This window comes from Mycobacterium sp. (assembly GCF_051006775.1).
Classification (GTDB): Bacteria; Actinomycetota; Actinomycetes; order Mycobacteriales; family Mycobacteriaceae; genus Mycobacterium.
This window is the reverse complement of record NZ_JBPCSX010000197.1, coordinates 1-15597: the sequence shown is the minus strand read 5'-3', so window position 1 is coordinate 15597 and position 15597 is coordinate 1. Positions and strand designations below refer to the sequence as shown.

16 protein-coding genes and 2 pseudogenes are annotated in these 15597 nt (G+C 68.3%); 13 read left to right on the top strand and 5 right to left on the bottom strand.

The genetic code is table 11. The features are described from left to right. The 3 genes and pseudogenes from ACR2JI_RS14160 to ctaE form a co-directional block, all read right to left on the bottom strand. Positions 1 to 618, bottom strand: a pseudogene (locus tag ACR2JI_RS14160) (cytochrome bc1 complex Rieske iron-sulfur subunit); the annotation flags it as partial. After that, positions 615 to 1469: a cytochrome bc1 complex diheme cytochrome c subunit gene (gene qcrC / locus ACR2JI_RS14155; RefSeq protein ID WP_526391002.1), complete on the bottom strand. Its 855-nt coding sequence runs from the start codon at positions 1467 to 1469 to the stop codon at positions 615 to 617. The pseudogene ACR2JI_RS14160 and the gene qcrC, both read right to left, overlap by 4 nt. Then, entirely contained in the window at positions 1469 to 2080 is a 612-nt protein-coding gene (ctaE, locus tag ACR2JI_RS14150) for an aa3-type cytochrome oxidase subunit III (protein WP_526391000.1), read from the bottom strand. The genes qcrC and ctaE overlap by 1 nt, the downstream gene beginning before the upstream one ends. Before the next feature lie 111 nt (positions 2081 to 2191). Between ctaE and trpD the strand changes: the two genes are divergently transcribed. Continuing rightward, positions 2192 to 3274, top strand: a complete 1083-nt coding sequence (gene trpD, locus ACR2JI_RS14145; protein WP_526390998.1) for an anthranilate phosphoribosyltransferase — start codon at positions 2192 to 2194, stop codon at positions 3272 to 3274. Here trpD and ACR2JI_RS14140 read toward each other — a convergent pair. Continuing rightward, a pseudogene (locus ACR2JI_RS14140) lies at positions 3212 to 5062 on the bottom strand (DEDD exonuclease domain-containing protein); the annotation flags it as partial. The gene trpD and the pseudogene ACR2JI_RS14140 overlap by 63 nt on opposite strands. A gap of 168 nt (positions 5063 to 5230) precedes the next feature. On the opposite strand from ACR2JI_RS14140, the gene ACR2JI_RS14135 reads away from it, so the two are divergent. The 9 genes from ACR2JI_RS14135 (at position 5231) to ACR2JI_RS14095 (ending at position 12199) form a co-directional block, all read left to right on the top strand. Beyond that, positions 5231 to 5461, top strand: coding sequence for a hypothetical protein (locus tag ACR2JI_RS14135; RefSeq protein ID WP_526390996.1), 231 nt, complete (start codon positions 5231 to 5233; stop codon positions 5459 to 5461). A gap of 191 nt (positions 5462 to 5652) precedes the next feature. Next, positions 5653 to 6756 (top strand): peptidoglycan hydrolase RipC, encoded by a 1104-nt coding sequence (gene ripC / locus ACR2JI_RS14130; RefSeq protein ID WP_526390994.1) that lies wholly within the window; start codon positions 5653 to 5655, stop codon positions 6754 to 6756. A gap of 16 nt (positions 6757 to 6772) precedes the next feature. Beyond that, entirely contained in the window at positions 6773 to 7543 is a 771-nt protein-coding gene (locus ACR2JI_RS14125) for a hypothetical protein (RefSeq protein WP_526391006.1), read from the top strand. Positions 7544 to 7554: 11 nt separating this feature from the next. Further along, on the top strand, positions 7555 to 8688 hold the full coding sequence (locus ACR2JI_RS14120; protein ID WP_526390992.1) for a glycosyltransferase family 4 protein: 1134 nt from the start codon (positions 7555 to 7557) through the stop codon (positions 8686 to 8688). A gap of 11 nt (positions 8689 to 8699) precedes the next feature. Further along, on the top strand, positions 8700 to 9083 hold the full coding sequence (locus ACR2JI_RS14115; protein WP_526391004.1) for a polyketide cyclase / dehydrase and lipid transport: 384 nt from the start codon (positions 8700 to 8702) through the stop codon (positions 9081 to 9083). Between the two features lie 121 nt (positions 9084 to 9204). After that, the gene (locus tag ACR2JI_RS14110) at positions 9205 to 9639 is read left to right on the top strand and encodes an SRPBCC family protein (RefSeq protein ID WP_526390990.1); all 435 of its coding nucleotides are present in this window, start codon (positions 9205 to 9207) and stop codon (positions 9637 to 9639) included. A gap of 30 nt (positions 9640 to 9669) precedes the next feature. Continuing rightward, a complete protein-coding gene (locus ACR2JI_RS14105) occupies positions 9670 to 10974 on the top strand; it encodes an ArsA family ATPase (RefSeq protein WP_526390988.1) in 1305 nt (434 codons plus the stop codon). Continuing rightward, the gene (locus ACR2JI_RS14100) at positions 10971 to 11339 is read left to right on the top strand and encodes a hypothetical protein (protein WP_526390986.1); all 369 of its coding nucleotides are present in this window, start codon (positions 10971 to 10973) and stop codon (positions 11337 to 11339) included. Before ACR2JI_RS14105 ends, ACR2JI_RS14100 begins: the two co-directional genes overlap by 4 nt. A 113-nt stretch (positions 11340 to 11452) precedes the next feature. Beyond that, on the top strand, positions 11453 to 12199 hold the full coding sequence (locus ACR2JI_RS14095; RefSeq protein WP_526390984.1) for a lysophospholipid acyltransferase family protein: 747 nt from the start codon (positions 11453 to 11455) through the stop codon (positions 12197 to 12199). On the opposite strand, the gene ACR2JI_RS14090 is transcribed toward ACR2JI_RS14095, so the two are convergent. Next, positions 12141 to 13460, bottom strand: a complete 1320-nt coding sequence (locus tag ACR2JI_RS14090) for a glycosyltransferase 87 family protein (protein WP_526390981.1) — start codon at positions 13458 to 13460, stop codon at positions 12141 to 12143. The two genes, ACR2JI_RS14095 and ACR2JI_RS14090, sit on opposite strands and share 59 nt — an antisense overlap. 60 nt (positions 13461 to 13520) lie before the next feature. Here ACR2JI_RS14090 and ACR2JI_RS14085 point away from each other — a divergent pair, with 60 nt between their 5' ends. The 3 genes from ACR2JI_RS14085 to ACR2JI_RS14075 form a co-directional block, all read left to right on the top strand. After that, positions 13521 to 14426 (top strand): hypothetical protein, encoded by a 906-nt coding sequence (locus tag ACR2JI_RS14085; RefSeq protein ID WP_526390979.1) that lies wholly within the window; start codon positions 13521 to 13523, stop codon positions 14424 to 14426. 6 nt (positions 14427 to 14432) lie between these two features. Beyond that, positions 14433 to 14933, top strand: a complete 501-nt coding sequence (locus tag ACR2JI_RS14080; RefSeq protein WP_526390977.1) for a polyadenylate-specific 3'-exoribonuclease AS — start codon at positions 14433 to 14435, stop codon at positions 14931 to 14933. 51 nt (positions 14934 to 14984) lie between these two features. Continuing rightward, positions 14985 to 15597: 3-deoxy-7-phosphoheptulonate synthase (locus ACR2JI_RS14075; protein ID WP_526390975.1), on the top strand; the 613-nt coding region annotated here is incomplete at its 3' end.

Sequence of the window (15597 nt, the reverse complement as noted above, 5' to 3'; positions counted from 1 at the left end):
GGTCCACAGCACTGCCTTGGGGCCGTCGGCCGTGGGGACCACGGGCTTCCACGGGTTCTTGATGATGCCGCCGAGGGCTGCCACCAGGGTGCCGACGCCGAAAGCGCCGAGGCCGATGCCGGCCGTCATCCCGATCAGCTTGCGGCGCCCCAGGGTTGATCCCTGGAAGGCGTCGGTGAGGGTGGCTGCGGCGGTCTTGCGATCGATCTCCGGGGATGCGCCGTCGTGGCGATCCTGGATGGAGATCTCCTCGGGGATGAAGCGCTTCTGGTAGAGCACCGCGCCGATACCGATCGCCAGGATCGACAGGCCGAAGGTGACGCCGTACATCGGTGTGGCCCAGGAGTACAGGAAGTTGCCCTTGACGCCGTACGGCTTGTACTCCCACGGCCAGAACAGGAAGACCACCAGCAGCAGCAGGCCCATGATGCCGCCGAACATCATCCAGAACGCCACCAGGCGCTCCGAGCGCTTCTCGGCCCGGGTGCCCTCCACCGGCCAGCGGGGCGCCTTCAGGACCGTGTCGACGCCGTCGATCCTGCCGCCGAGTGCGGCCAGCTCGTCGGCCGTCATGCGGGCGAGTTCGGCATCGGACGGCCGATTGACGTTATCGCTCACGCGCGGGCTCCGATCCACAGCGCCACACCGATCGCGGCGACCATTCCGATGATGAAGACCGCCATACCCTCCGGCGCCGGACCGAAGCCACCGAGGCCGTAGCCGCCGGGGTTCATGGTCTGCGAGGCTGACCGGACGTAGGCGACGATGTCCTTCTTCTCCTCCGGCGACAGCTGCCGTTCCGAGAACTTCGGCATGTTCTGCGGGCCGGTCACCATGGCGGTGTAGATCTGCGCCGGGGTGGCCTCATCGAGGCCGGGCGCGTACTTGCCCGACGACAGCGCTCCACCGCGTCCGGTGAAGTTGTGGCATGACGCGCAGTTGAGTCGGAACAGGTCGCCACCGCGGGCGACGTTGTCGCCGATCAGCGAGTGGTCGGCGATCTGGCCGTTGGCATCGCGGGGAACCAGCGGTCCGCCACCGAAGCTCTGCACGTAGGCGCCGAGCGCGTCGGTCTGTGCGAGGTCGAAGGTCGGCTGCTTGCGCGGAGCCTGTGCCTCACCCCGCACGGCAGGCATGCGACCGGTGTTGACCTGGAAGAACACCGCGGCCTCGCCGACTCCGGCGAGGCTGGGACCGCGACCGTCGACGCCCTGGAGGTTAGCGCCGTGGCAACTGATACAGGCGGTTTCGTAGAGCTGCTGGCCGGTGCGCAGCAGAGCGGACTGCGACTGGTCGGCGACGGCCACCTGAGCGGCCGGTGTCAGGGTTGCGGCCAGTGCGCCGGCCAAGCCCAGGCCGAACACCAGCAGAACGGCCCCGGTCAACCGGCGATGCAACCGTCGGCGCGACTTGTCGCTCAGCCCGGAGCCTCGAGCGGACCCAATCGTGAGCATCGAACCCCTTCTCATCAACGGATGAAGTAGATCGTCGCGAACAGGGCGACCCACACGATGTCGACGAAGTGCCAGTAGTAGGACACCACGATCGCGGCGGTCGCCTGGGCAGGCGTGAACTTGCTCATCTTGGTGCGCAGCAGCAGCAGGATGAAGGCGATCAGGCCACCGGTGACGTGCAGGCCGTGGAAGCCGGTCGCCAGGTAGAACACCGTGCCGTAGGAACTGCTCGCCAGTGTGGTGCCGTGCGTGATCAGGTGGTAGTACTCGTACGCCTGGCCGAGCACGAAGAACGTGCCCATCAGCAGGGTGATCACATACCAGCGGCGCAAACCGAAAACGTCGCCGCGCTCGGCGGCGAAAACGCCCATCTGGCAGGTGAACGATGATGCGATCAGCACCAGCGTCACCGGAACCGCCTGGTAGAGGTTCAATTCGGTGGGCGGGGGCGGCCATGCGCCGCCGGAGTGCGCGCGTGCGGTGAAGTAGATTGCGAACAGTCCAGCAAAGAACATCAGCTCACTGGAAAGCCACACAATCGTGCCGACACTGACCATGTTCGGCCGGTTCAGCGAATGCACGCGCGACGTGATCGCGGTTCCTGAAGTACCCACAGCACTCGTCACAAAGAGAAGTATGACGCTTTGTAGTTGTCGAGGTACAGCCAGGGGCCAATTTGGTCACAACTTGTTTGAGGTGATCTTGGTGACACCCCCGCGTCGTGCGACGATCTGCCGGTGACGACCCAACCTGACGGTCCGGCCTCAGGGCCCTCGATTTCGTCATGGCCGCAGGTCCTGGGCCGGTTGACGGCCGGAGCGGAGCTTCCTCCCGGGGAGTCGGCCTGGGCGATGGACCAGATCATGTCCGGTGCGGCGACGCCGGCTCAGATCGCCGCCTTCGGCGTGTCGATGAAGATGAAGCACCCGACCGCTGCCGAGGTGCGCGAATTGGCCGACACCATGCTGCGCTACGCCCAGCGGGTGCCGACCGATGTGATCGGCACCGACACCGTCGATGTGGTCGGCACCGGCGGGGATCGGGCCAACACGGTGAACCTGTCCACCATGGCGGCGATCGTGGTGGCCGCCGCCGGGGTCCCGGTGGTCAAGCACGGGAACCGGGCGGCCTCGTCGAAGAGCGGTGGTGCCGACATGCTCGAGGCGCTCGGGGTTCGCATCGACCTGGGCCCCGAGGATGTCGCCCGGTCCGTCGCTCAGGTGGGGATCGGGTTCTGCTTCGCCCCGGTGTTTCATCCCTCGTTCAAGTACGCCGGCCCGCCGCGCCGTGAGATCGGTGTGCCAACGGTCTTCAATCTCCTTGGGCCCCTTACCAATCCGGGCGGTCCTCGATCCGGTCTGATCGGCTGCGCCTTCGGGGAACTGGCCGAGGTGATGGCCGGGGTGTTCGCCTCCCGGCGGGCCAGCGTGCTGGTGGTGCATGGTGAGGACGGACTGGACGAGCTGACCACGACGACCACCAGCACCATCTGGCGGGTGCAGGCCGGCACGATCGACAAGCTGACCTTCGACCCGCTGGGATTCGGCTTCCCGCGCGCTGAACTGTCCGAACTGGTCGGCGGTGACGCCGAGGCCAACGCCGCGGAGGCGCGCAACGTGTTCGGCGGCGCCACCGGCGCGGTGCGTGACGCCGTCGTGCTCAACGCGGCCGGCGCGATGGTGGCCCACGCCGGGCTATCCAGCCACGCCGAATGGCTGCCGTCCTGGGAGGAGGGGCTGGCCCGTGCCGCTGAGTCCATCGATTCCGGTGCGGCGGCGCGGCTGCTCGAGCACTGGGTCCGGTTCACCAATGAGCTCTGAGGCCGCGTAGCGCGCGGCGCGCGCGGCCGACGACCACTGCAACCATGGTCCCGCGGACAGTCGCGGCGAACTGAAACCCTCTGTGGCACAGACGATCCGGATTCCGGGCTGAGCAAGCCAGCGCGCGATCAGTGATGTCTCCTCGACCAGCGCACCGCCCAGCGGTGCCGGCTGCGGGAGTACCACCTGGGCGCCGCTGCGCAACGCTTCGACCACCGGCATCGGCGGTACACCGCGGCGGGCGCAGCCTGCCGCGGCCAGCTGTCCGTACCGGACGACCGCCAGTTGCCAGCCGCCCGCGCCGTCGGGAGCCGCGGCGACAAGTTCGGCCACCGCTGCCACGGTGCGCAGACGCTGTGCGCGCCACAGGACCTCGACGCCATCGGCGATGTGGTCGCGCAACCTGGCGGCGCTCTCGTAGCGGCCCCGCTCGGCCAGTTCTGACACCCGCCCGACCGCGGCCCTCAGCGCCGCATTGTCGCGGCCGTCGATCAGGGCGGCCGCCCGCGCCGGTGCCTCGGCGTACTCGCCCGCGGACACCCCGCGGTGCGCCGGGCAGGGCGCGACCTCGCGCTCAGGGCAGGCCGGCCCGTGCTCGGCGAGCCTGCCGATCCGCCCGGTGCAGGTCCGCACCCCGGTGAATCGGGCGATCAGATCCGCGGTGTCGGCGGCGTCGGCGCGGGCCCGGAACGGTCCGACGGCGCGGTCGGTGCGGGGGGAGCGCACCACCGACAGCCGCGGAAAGGCCTCATCGGTGAGCGTCACCCACCACCACCGCTGTGGGAAGCGCGATCTGCGGTTGTAGGGCGGGGCGTGGGCGGCCAGCAGTCGCAGTTCACGAACCTCCGCCTCCAGCGGATGCGCGCACTCGACGTGATCCACCGCCGTGGCCAACCCCACCATCTCGGTGATCCGGGTGCGCCGGTCAGAACCGTTGAAGTACTGGTGCACGCGGCGGCGCAGATCGGTGGCGGTGCCGACGTAGAGCACCTCGGCCGCGGGGCCGCGAAACAGGTAGACCCCGGGCCGGCGTGGCATCCCGTGGGCGAGCACCCGTTTACTGCGCTGTGCGTTGGACACCGTGGGCAGGTAGCCGCGCAGGTCGCGGTAGGTGGTCACGCCCTGATTGCCGACCCTGCCGATGAGCGCGTGCAGCACATCGACGGTGGCGCGGGCATCGTCGAGCGCGCGGTGGTTCGGTTCGGTGTCCGCGCCGACGAGCCGGGCCAGCGCGGACAGTCGCACGCTGGGCGCCTCCTCCCGGCTGAGCACCCGGCGGGCCAGGCGCACCGTGCAGAGCACCGGCGGCCGAGGCCACGGTATGCCGCACTGCTCGGCGGCAGCCCGCAGGAAACTCATGTCGAAGCCCGCGTTATGGGCCACCAGCACCGCGCCGCGGGCGAACTCGAGGAACATCGGCAGCACCGCCGCGATCGTCGGTGCGTCCCGGACCATCGCCGTGGTGATTCCGGTGAGTTCGACGATCTTGGGCGGTATGGACCGTTGCGGGTCCACCAGAGTGGCGAACTCGCCGATCACCTCGCCGCCGCGCACCTTGACCGCTCCGATCTCGGTGATCGCGTCACAGGACCCGTCCGGACCGGCTTTGGCCCGGCCACCGGTGGTTTCGAGGTCGACGACGACGAACGTGGTCTCCCGCAGCGATACCTCAGCCGCGTTGAAGGCCGCGTTGAAGGCCGCGTTGAAGGCAGCGTCGAATTCCGGGTCGCCCTCGGGGGGGAGGACGTCCTCGAAGCTCAGTTGCGGGTCTGTCCGGGGTCCGGCCATGGCCATGACGTTAGGGAGGTGCACCGACAGGTGACGGGTGCCACGCCTTGGCCATCGCCGATACGTCGTCGCCGATCCGGGCCGAACTCGTCGGGAACTCGCCGGAACTTGTCGGGGGCTCTGGTTAGCGTGCGTTCAACCGAATATGCACCGAACTGAGGAGTCGAGATGGGACACAATGCGGGCGGACCGGGCGAGCCGGTGGTGATCGACTGCGACGAGTGCGCGGTGCGAGGTCCGGGGTGCCGCGACTGCGTGGTCAGCGTCCTGCTCGGGGTGCCGGAGACGTTGTTGGACGACGAACGTGCGGCACTGGAGGTGCTGGCCGAAGCCGGTATGGCGCCCCGATTGCGGTTGGTGCCGATCCGCCGCCCCGAGGGGCCCGGCCTGGCAAGTTAGGGCCGCCGAACGCCCGGTCGACCAAGTTGCAGATGTTGCTGATGTGACGGAAGTTTCTCCGACTTTCTTTGTCGTCCGTTGGACAAAGCCGTTGCCATTTCGTAACCTTACCGAGACCTAATGCAGGTTTGGACAGCCTGTTCGACGAGCTCAGTCGACCGTAGTCAACCGCAGTCAAAGGATGCTTAATCTTGAGATTCGACCGCACGATGCTGACTAGATTTGTGGGTTCCAAGCCGTTGGCCAGTGCGATTGCCTGCGTCACAGTCCTCGCGGGCGGGTGGGGCGCGGCCGCTTCCGCCGACCCGGGCCAGGACGCCGTCACCCAGCTCAACGAACTGTCCCGGCAGGCCGAGCAGCTCACCGAATCCATGCACGCCGCCGAAGTGGACCTGGAGAAGAAGGTTGGGATCCAGGAGGCGGCCGACAAGCGGCATGCCGACGACCTCGCTGCGCTGGACGTGGCGAAGGCCCAGCTGGTCGGCTATCAGGGTTCGGTCGACAAGCTGGCCGCCTCGGTCTACATGGGCGGGCGTACCGACGGGCTGAACGCGATCCTTACCGCGGCCTCGCCGCAGGGTCTGATCGACAAGATGGCGGTCCAGCGTGTGATGGCCATCGAGATGTCGGCGCAGATGAAGAGCTTCCGGCACGCCAACGCCGAGGCCGTCACGATCGAGGCCGCGTCGGCGAAATCCGCCATCGAGGCCAGGACGGCCGCTGACGAGGCCGCCGCGGTCCGGGCTGACCTGCAGCACAAGCAATCTCAGCTGCAGGTGCAGATCGCCGCGGTCAAGTCGCGCTACGGAATGCTGACCCCGGTTCAGCAGGCGATCCTGGCCAATCCGGAGGCTCCGCCGGCTGCGGTACTCGCCGCGGCGGCGCCGGACGCCACGCCGGCCACCGACATCGCAGCGCTGGCGGCGATGCCCTCGATGGGATCGGCCAGCGGCGCGGGCGCGATCGCCGTTCAGGCGGCGCTGACCCGGGTCGGAGATCCCTACGTGTGGGGCGCCGGCGGTCCAACTGCCTTTGACTGTTCGGGTCTGGTGATGTGGTCGTTCCAGCAGGCCGGTGTCTTCCTGCCGCATTCCAGCTACGCCCAGGCGGCGGGTGGTCAGCCGGTGTCGCTCGACGAGATGCAACCCGGTGACGTGATCACCTACTACTCCGACGCCTCGCACGTCGGGATGTACGTCGGCGAGGGCATGATGATCCACGCCTCGACCTTCGGTATTCCGGTTGCCGTCGTCCCGGTGAACAACGCTCCGATCTTCAACGTTCGTCGTTACTGATCTTCGCCGGCGGGCCCTGCTGGCCGCAGTCCTGGTCGCCGAACTGATCCTCGCTTCGGCGCTGGTGCTCGCCCCCGGTGCGCAGGGGACGATCCGCACCGTGTCTTTGGGAGACGGCCGCGCGGTGGAACTTGTCAGCCTGGGTGGGCCTGACACCGATCCGCTGCTGGCCCGGGTGGCATCGGCCATCGAGGGTGCGGTTGCCGCGGTGGAGCAGTTCTGGGGCACCGACTGGCAGCGCACCATCGTTGTGGAGGCCACTGATTCCGACACCCAGTTCGCCGCCCGGGCACATCTGGATCCCAACCGGCAGTGGACCGATATCGCCGCCGTCGCGGTGGCCGATCAGGTGGACCCCGTCAGGCGGACGGCATCCGGCCAGCGCATTGTTTTAGCCCCGGGTGCGGCGGCAATGTCTGACGATGCATTGCGAATCGTGTTGACCCACGAGCTTTTTCACTTCGCCGCCCGCGCCGACACTGCCCTTGACGCTCCGCGCTGGCTCACCGAGGGAGTCGCCGACTTCGTCGCCCGCAGTCCCGAGCCGCTGCCCAAGGACGCGGCGCAGAACACATCCCTTCCCGATGATGCCGAGCTCGATGACCCCGGTCCGCAACGTTCTGCGGGCTACGACCGAGCCTGGTGGTTCGCCCGATTCGTCGCCGACGAGTTCGGCGTCGACGCACTGCGCCGGCTGTATCTGCGGGCCTGCGGCCCCGGGCACGGCGATTTCGACATGGGCACCCTGCAGGCGCGGTGGGCCCGGTGGCTGGCCGGCACCGGATAGCGTGATCGGTGATGACGCGGATCCTTCTGGTCACCAATGACTTTCCGCCGCGTCGCGGCGGCATCCAGTCCTATCTCGAGCAGTTCGTCCGAAGGCTTGCCGCGTCCGGCGACCATGACCTGACGGTCTACGCGCCGCAGTGGAAGGGCGCCGAGGACTATGACCGCGCGGCACCGTTCCGCATGGTCCGGCACCCCGGCACGCTGATGCTCCCCGAACCGGGGGTCGACCGTCGGATGCGTGCATTGATCCGCGACGGCGGTATCGAGACGGTCTGGTTCGGGGCCGCGGCGCCGCTGGCGCTGCTGGCCGCCAGGGCCCGATCGGCGGGGGCGCAGCGGGTGCTGGCCAGCACTCACGGTCACGAGGTCGGCTGGTCGATGGTGCCGGGCGCCCGCTCGGCCCTGCGGCGCATCGGCGACAGCACCGACGCCATCACCTACGTCAGCCGGTACACCAGGGGACGCTTCGCGGCTGCCTTCGGTCCGCGGGCCGGCCTGGAGTATCTGCCGTCGGGCGTGGACACCGAGAGGTTCCGGCCCGACCCCGCAGCCCGGGCCGAACTGCGGGACCGCTACCGGCTGGGTGAGCGTCCCACCGTGGTCTGTGTCTCCCGGTTGGTGCCGCGTAAGGGGCAGGACATGCTGATCGCCGCATTGCCGCAGATCCGCCGCCGGATCGGCGAGGCGGCGCTGGTGATCGTCGGGAGCGGGCCCTACGAGCAGACGCTGCACCGTCTGGCCGAGGACAACGGGGTGGCCGCCGACGTGGTGTTCACCGGCGCGGTGCCCACCGCTGAACTGCCCGCCCACTACGCGATGGCCGACGTTTTCGCGATGCCGTGTCGCACTCGCGGGGCCGGGCTCGACGTCGAGGGCCTGGGCATCGTCTTCCTGGAGGCCTCGGCCACCGGGATACCGGTGGTGGCCGGGCGGTCGGGCGGGGCCCCCGAGACGGTTCTCGACGGGGAGACCGGGCAGGTGGTCGATGGTCGTGACGTCGACGAACTGGCCGAGGTGATCAGTGGTCTGCTCGCCGACCCGGCTCGCGCGCAGCGGATGGGACAGGCCGGCCGGCGGTGGGTGAGCCGCGATTGGAACTGGGACACCCTGACCGCCCGGTTGTCCGCGCTGATGCGTATGTGAAGCTAGAACTCGTGCACACCCTGCAGATCGCCGACGAGACCTTCGTCGCCGCCGACCCGGCCGCGGTGGGGCGCGCGGTGGCCGACCGGGCGGGCTGGCGGCGGTGGTTTCCCGACCTGCTGCTCGAGGTTGTCGAGGAGCGCGCCGAGAAGGGTGTCCGCTGGACGGTCGCCGGGCCGCTGACCGGCACCATGGAGATATGGCTCGAGCCGGTGCTCGACGGTGTCGTCCTGCACTACTTCCTGCACGCCGAGCCGACCGGCGACACCGATCCGGCGAAGCGCAACCCCGCCAAGATGAACCATCGCCGCCGGGTCGCCGGCAAGCGGATGGCGTTCGAGGTCAAGAATCGTCTGGAAGCCTCCCGGCCGGTGGGGGTCGCGCCGCAACTGTGACGGGGCACCCCCCGGACGCGCCCAGATATCGCGCTACCCCGGGGCCGGGGAGGGTACGGTTTTGTATTCGGCCAACCACCGGACCACACAGCCGGTTGAAGCGGAGCGGAAGCACAGAACAGTGGCGGATAAGACGACGCAGACCATCCACATCGATGCGGACCCTCGCACGGTGATGGATGTGATCGCCGATATCGCGTCCTACCCCGATTGGGTGTCGGAGTACACCGACGCCGAGGTACAGGAAAGCGACGCCGCGGGTTATCCGATCGTCGCTCGGCTGGTGCTGGACGCAGCGGTGCTCAGAGACACGATGGTGCTCAAGTACGAGTGGCCCGCTGATCGCGCCTCGGTCCGCTGGTCGCTGGTGTCGAGTGGTCTGCTCAAGTCCCTCGACGGCGTGTACACGCTGACTCCCAAGGGATCCGGGACCGACGTCACCTATGAACTCGCGGTCGATCTGATGATTCCGATGATCGGCTTGCTCAAGCGCAAAGCCGAGCGCCGACTGACCGACACCGCGCTCAAAGACCTCAAGAAGCGGGTCGAGGGCTGAGTGGAATCCTGCGACGTGGAATCAAGCGACGTGGAATCAAGCGACGTGGAATCCGGCGACTCCGACCACTCTGATGCGGGCCGCACCGATTCGGCCCGGATCAGCTTCTTCGTCGGCAAGGGAGGGGTGGGCAAGTCGACGTTGGCATCGGCCACGGCGGTGCGCGCGGCACTGGACGGTCGGCGGGTGCTGGCGATCTCCACCGATCAGGCCCACTCCCTCGGCGATGTGCTGGGCGTGCAGGTGCCGCCCGGCGGCGGCGGTGAACCGGTGCGGATCCTCACCGAGGAGCGCGGCGGTGAGAACGGTGGTGGTCATCTCGACGCCCTGGCGCTGGACACCCTTGCGCTATTGGAAACGGCGTGGCGTTCGGTGGCCCCGATACTGGCTGCGCGGTTCCCGGCCTCCGATCTCAATGACCTTGCGCCCGAAGAGCTTTCCGCGCTGCCCGGAATTCAGGAGGTGCTCGGGCTGAGGGTGGTCGCCGACCTGGCGGCGTCCGGCCGGTGGGACTACCTGGTAGTGGACTGCGCCTCTACCGCGGACGCTCTGCGGATGCTGACCTTGCCTGCGACGTTCGCTGAATACGCCGAGCGCTGCTGGCCGCGACACCGCCGGCTCAGCGCCCCGTTGGAGGACCCGCGAACCGCGGCCACCGTCGCCCTGGTGGAGATGGCCACCGCCGGTATCGAGTCGCTGGCCGAACTGCTCACCGATGTCGATCGGGTCGGCGCACATCTGGTGCTCACCCCGGAGCGGGTGGTGGCGGCCGAAGCGATGCGAACCGTGGGCTCGCTGGCCTTGATGGGTGTGCCGATCAACGAGCTGATCGTCAATCAGGTTCTGTTTCAGGATGATTCGTACGAATACCGCAACCTGCCCGACCACCCTGCTTTCGACTGGTATGCCGCGCGCATCGCTGAACAGCGTTCCGTGCTCGCCGATCTCGGCACCGCCATCGGTGACGTGCAACTGATGCTGGCGCCCCATCTGGCCGGCGAGCCGATCGGACCCAAGGCGCTGGCTCAGCTGCTTGACGAGGTGCGTCGCCAGGACGGCTCGGAGCCGCCCGGGCCGCTGCGCCCGGTCGTCGACCGGGAGTCCGGCGCCGGCCTCGATGCGGTCTATCGGCTGCGCTTAGAGTTGCCACAGCTCGACCCCGGGGCGCTGAGCCTCGGCCGGGCCGGCGACGATCTGGTCATCGGTGTGGCCGGGCTGCGGCGGCGGGTTCGGCTGGCGCCCGTGTTGCGCCGGTGCATCGTCACCGACGCGGCGCTGCGCGGCAGTGAGCTTTCGGTTAGATTCCGACCCAACCCGGAGGTGTGGCCCGCGTGACGCACCCCGATCTCGGACCCGAGCTGCGCCAGCTGGCCCAGGCCTTCCTGGACCGGCTGGATCCATCCGTGCGCAGCGCGGCAGCGATGGCCGCCGAGTCATTGCGCGGGCCCGGTAGATGCCAGCAGGTGTGGTGTCCGGTGTGCGCATTGGCCGCACTGGTCCGCGGTGAGCAGCACCCGATGCTGACGGTGATCGCCGAACACAGCGTCACGCTGATGGCGATGATCCGATCGATGGTTACCGACCCGCAGGAACAATCCGGCGGCGAGGCGACCGCCGAGCCGAGCGAGCCGACTGTCCCCGGCGGTTCGACGAATGGGAACGGGCGCTACCACGGCATCCCCATCGTCATAGAGGACTGAAACCCCTCCTGTGGATTGACCGTGAACCCGCTCGTCGTGTGGTCGGTGTAGACACCGGCTGGGTAGAGTTGGCCCCAGCCGCGCTGCGGTGTGGACAGGTGAAGGAGGGGTCTATGTGGTACTGGCTGCTCAAGTACATCTTCATGGGCCCGCTGCTGACCGTGCTCGGCCGTCCGAAAGTCGAAGGGCTGGAGTATGTCCCGGCCAGCGGGCCGGTGATTCTGGCCAGCAATCATCTGGCGGTGGCCGATAGCTTCTTCCTTCCACTTGTCGTCAGCCGGCGGATCACCTTCCTGGCCAAATCCGAGTACTTCACCGGAACCGGCCTCAAGGGCAGACTCCAGCGGTGGTTCTTCACCGCCGCAGGTCAGGTCCCGATTGACCGCGCCGACGCCGACGCCGCCGAAGCCGCGTTGCGGACCGCGCAGCGGATCCTCGGTCAGGGCAAACTGCTCGGCATGTACCCCGAGGGCACTCGCTCTCCTGACGGACGGCTGTACAAGGGCAAGACCGGGTTGGCCCGGCTGGCACTGGAGACCGGTGTCCTGGTGATTCCGGTCGCGATGATCGGAACCGATGTCGTCAATCCGCCGGGATCGACGATGTGGCGGTCCGGCCGTGTCACGGTCCGGTTCGGTAAGCCGATGGATTTCTCCCGATTCGAGGGTCTGGCCGGCAACCGGTTCATCGAGCGGGCGGTCATCGACGAGGTGATGTACGAGCTGATGAAGCTTTCCGGCCAGGAGTACGTCGACATCTATGCGGCCAGCCTCAAGTCCGGCGCGCAGGCGGCCCGGAACGCTAAGCCGGATGTACCAGGTCCGCCACCGGCTCGGATCCCGGAGACTGCGGCGGGCTAGCCGACCTGCGGTCCGAATTCGTGAGCCCCGCGACGGCGATCAACGCCAGCGCCCACCACACGTACGACATCCCGAACAGCTGCCGCCACCAGGACGCGGCGGCTTCGCGATGTTCGGGCAGCAGTTCGATGGGCGACCACAGCAACAACGCCGTCCCCGCGGCGGCAAGGACCCCCAGCGCGATATTGCGTCCGCGATAGGCCAGCACCGCGGCGACAAGTACGGTCGGCAGCGCCCAGACCCAGTGATGCGACCACGACACCGGCGAGACCACCAGGCCGAACAACGCCACCAGGGCCAGTGCGAGCGCCGGCGCCGCACCGGCGTCTCCGCCAGCCAGGACGCGACGGACCGCCCACACCGTCAGTGCCAGGACGGCCACGCAGGCCAGGGTCCACAGCACGAACTGGGTGCGCTCGCCCAGTGCGAGCCTGGCCAGCGCGCCGGCCGCGTTCTGGTTGGTGTTGAGCGTGGCATTCCCGATCCGCTCGGTGTGGCCGACGGTGGCCGTCCAGTATTCCCAGGAATCGCGCCAGGCCAGGATGAAACCGAGCAATGTGGCCACCGCGAAACTCGCCAGCGCGGTCAGCGTCGCCCGGCCGTCGCGGCGCAGCACGAAATACAGCAGGAACACCGCCGGCGTCAGCTTCAGTGCGATCGCCACCCCGAGCAGAATCCCGCGCGGCCATGGCGTGCGCCGCGGCACGCAGTCGGCGATCACCAGGGTCATCAGCACCACGTTGATCTGACCGAACGCGAAATTAGCCCGGATGGGCTCCAGTGTGGTGACCGAGAGCGCGACGATTCCCACGGCCAGCCACCAGCTGCGGCCGGCGTTGAATTCCAGGCGGTCGAGCACGATCCAGATCGACACCACCAGCAGTAGCAGGGTGATCGCCGTGATCGCGACGCTGGCCACCGGCAGCGGCACCAGCGCGAGCGGGCTGAAGGCGATGGCGGCCAGCGGGGGATAGGTGAAGGGCAGATCCAGGCCGCCGCGGGTATGGAACATCGCTCCGTCGGCGTATAGCGGCTGCCCGTCGAGCCAGGCCCGCCCGCCCATCCGATAGACGTCGACGTCGATCCGGTAGGGCAGCTGGCCGAACAATTGCCAGCAGGCGCGGGCGGCGGCGAGGACGACGAGGACCTGGATCACTCGCCAGGCGGTGTTCGACCAGGAGATGCCCGCCCGGGACACCGCTGACCGGGTGCCCCCGATGAGTTTGTCCCCGCCCCGGTTGGGCGCCCGCCAGCTGCTCATGTCCAAACCAGACTATCCGGACCAAACATCGGGGCCCGGATGCGCGTAAGTTTCCTACCCGTGCATTTAGACGTCCGCCTCGATTTCGTGGCGCCCGGACGACTGCCGATGATGTGGTGCCTGATCGCCTTCATCCTCACCTTCTTCATCACCCGGACCATCACCCGCTCCATCCGCGACTCCGCCGACGAGTCAGGGTCGGGCAAGCCCGCGGCGCACAAGTGGTGGAAGCCCCATAACATCACCGTCCCCTCGGGTGGGTCCGGCGGTGGGTTGCACATCCACCACGCCGTCTTCGGCGTCATCCTGGTTCTGATCTCCGGAGCGGCCATGGTCACCATGGCGGCGTCCGGAACCAATCACCAGTTCACCGCGGCGGGCATTGTCTTCGGGATCGGAGCCGCGCTCCTGCTCGACGAGTTCGCACTGATCCTGCATCTGCAGGACGTCTACTGGACCGAGGACGGACGCACCTCCGTCGACGCCGTGTTCGTCGCGGTCGCTGTCGCCGGCTTGCTGGTGATGGGCTTCAACCCGCTGTCGTTCTTCAACATCGGCATCTGGCGCGACGACACGTCGGTCCTGGCGCGGACAACCGTGATCATCATGGCGCTGATCTCGCTGGCGATTGCGGTCGTCGTCCTGCTCAAGGGCAAGTTGTGGACCGGACTGCTCGGCATGTTCATCCCGCCCCTGCTGTTCATCGGCGCCATCCGGCTCTCCCGCCCGCACGCACCCTGGGCCCGGTGGTACTACCAGGACAAGCCCCGCAAGATGCGTCGCGCGCTGGACCGTGAGCGGTATCTGCGCCGCCCGTTCGTTCAGGCCAACCTGTGGCTGCAACACGTGATCGCCGGGGAACCGCGCGTTCCGGCGCCCGCCGAGGTCGAAGCCCAACTCGACAAGGTCGTCCACGCAGCGCCGGCGCCGCACTCGCCGGGTGAGCCCGCCAAGGCCGGGGGATAGCCGCCCATGCGGTTCTTCTACGACACCGAGTTCATCGACAACGGCCGAATCATCGACCTGATCTCGATCGGGGTGGTGGCCGAGGACGGCCGGGAGTATTACGCGGTCTCCATCGAGTTCGATCCGGAATCGGCCGGCCGCTGGGTGCGCACCAACGTCCTGCCCAAGCTGCCCTCGCCGGCCTCGCCGGTGTGGCGATCGCGTCGGCAGATCCGCGAAGACCTGGAGGAGTTCTTCGGCGTCGACGGTGAGGAGCCGATCGAACTGTGGGCGTGGGTGGGTGCCTATGACCACGTCGCCCTGTGCCAGCTGTGGGGACCGATGACCAGCCTGCCGCCGCAGATCCCCCGGTTCACCCGGGAACTGCGCCAGGTCTGGGAGGACCTGGGCAGCCCACGGATGCCCCCGCGGCCGCATGACACCCACGACGCGCTGGTCGACGCCCGGCACAATCTGCGCCGCTACCTGTTGATGAGTGGTCAGCCCGATGACGTTTGGCCCAGGTAGCGACTCTTCGTGGTGGTCAGGGGGTCATCCGGGCCCGGTTACCATAGGCGGGTGAATTGGACCGTTGACGTACCGATCGAGCAGCTGCCGTCATTGCCGCCGCTGCCGACCGAACTGCGTGCCCGGCTCGACGCGGCGTTGGCCCGGCCCGCCCTGCAACAGCCCAGCTGGGATGCCGAGCAGGCCAAGGCGATGCGCACGGTTCTGGAGAGCGTGCCGCCGATCACCGTCGCCTCCGAGATCGAGAAGCTTTCCGTTCAGCTGGCCGCGGTAGCCCGCGGTGAGGCGTTCATGCTCCAGGGTGGGGACTGCGCCGAGACGTTCGCCGACAACACCGAGCCGCACATCCGCGGCAACATCCGGACGCTGCTGCAGATGGCGGTCGTGCTGACCTACGGCGCCAGCATGCCGGTGGTGAAGGTTGCCCGCATCGCCGGGCAGTACGCCAAGCCCCGCTCGGCCGACCTCGACGCGCTGGGCCTGAAGTCCTACCGCGGTGACATGGTGAATGGCTTCGCTCCCGACGCCGCGGTGCGCGATCACGATCCGTCCCGGCTGGTGCGGGCGTATGCCAACGCCAGCGCGGCGATGAATCTGGTGCGCGCCCTGACCTCGTCGGGTCTGGCCTCGCTGCACCTGGTGCACGACTGGAACCGGGAGTTCG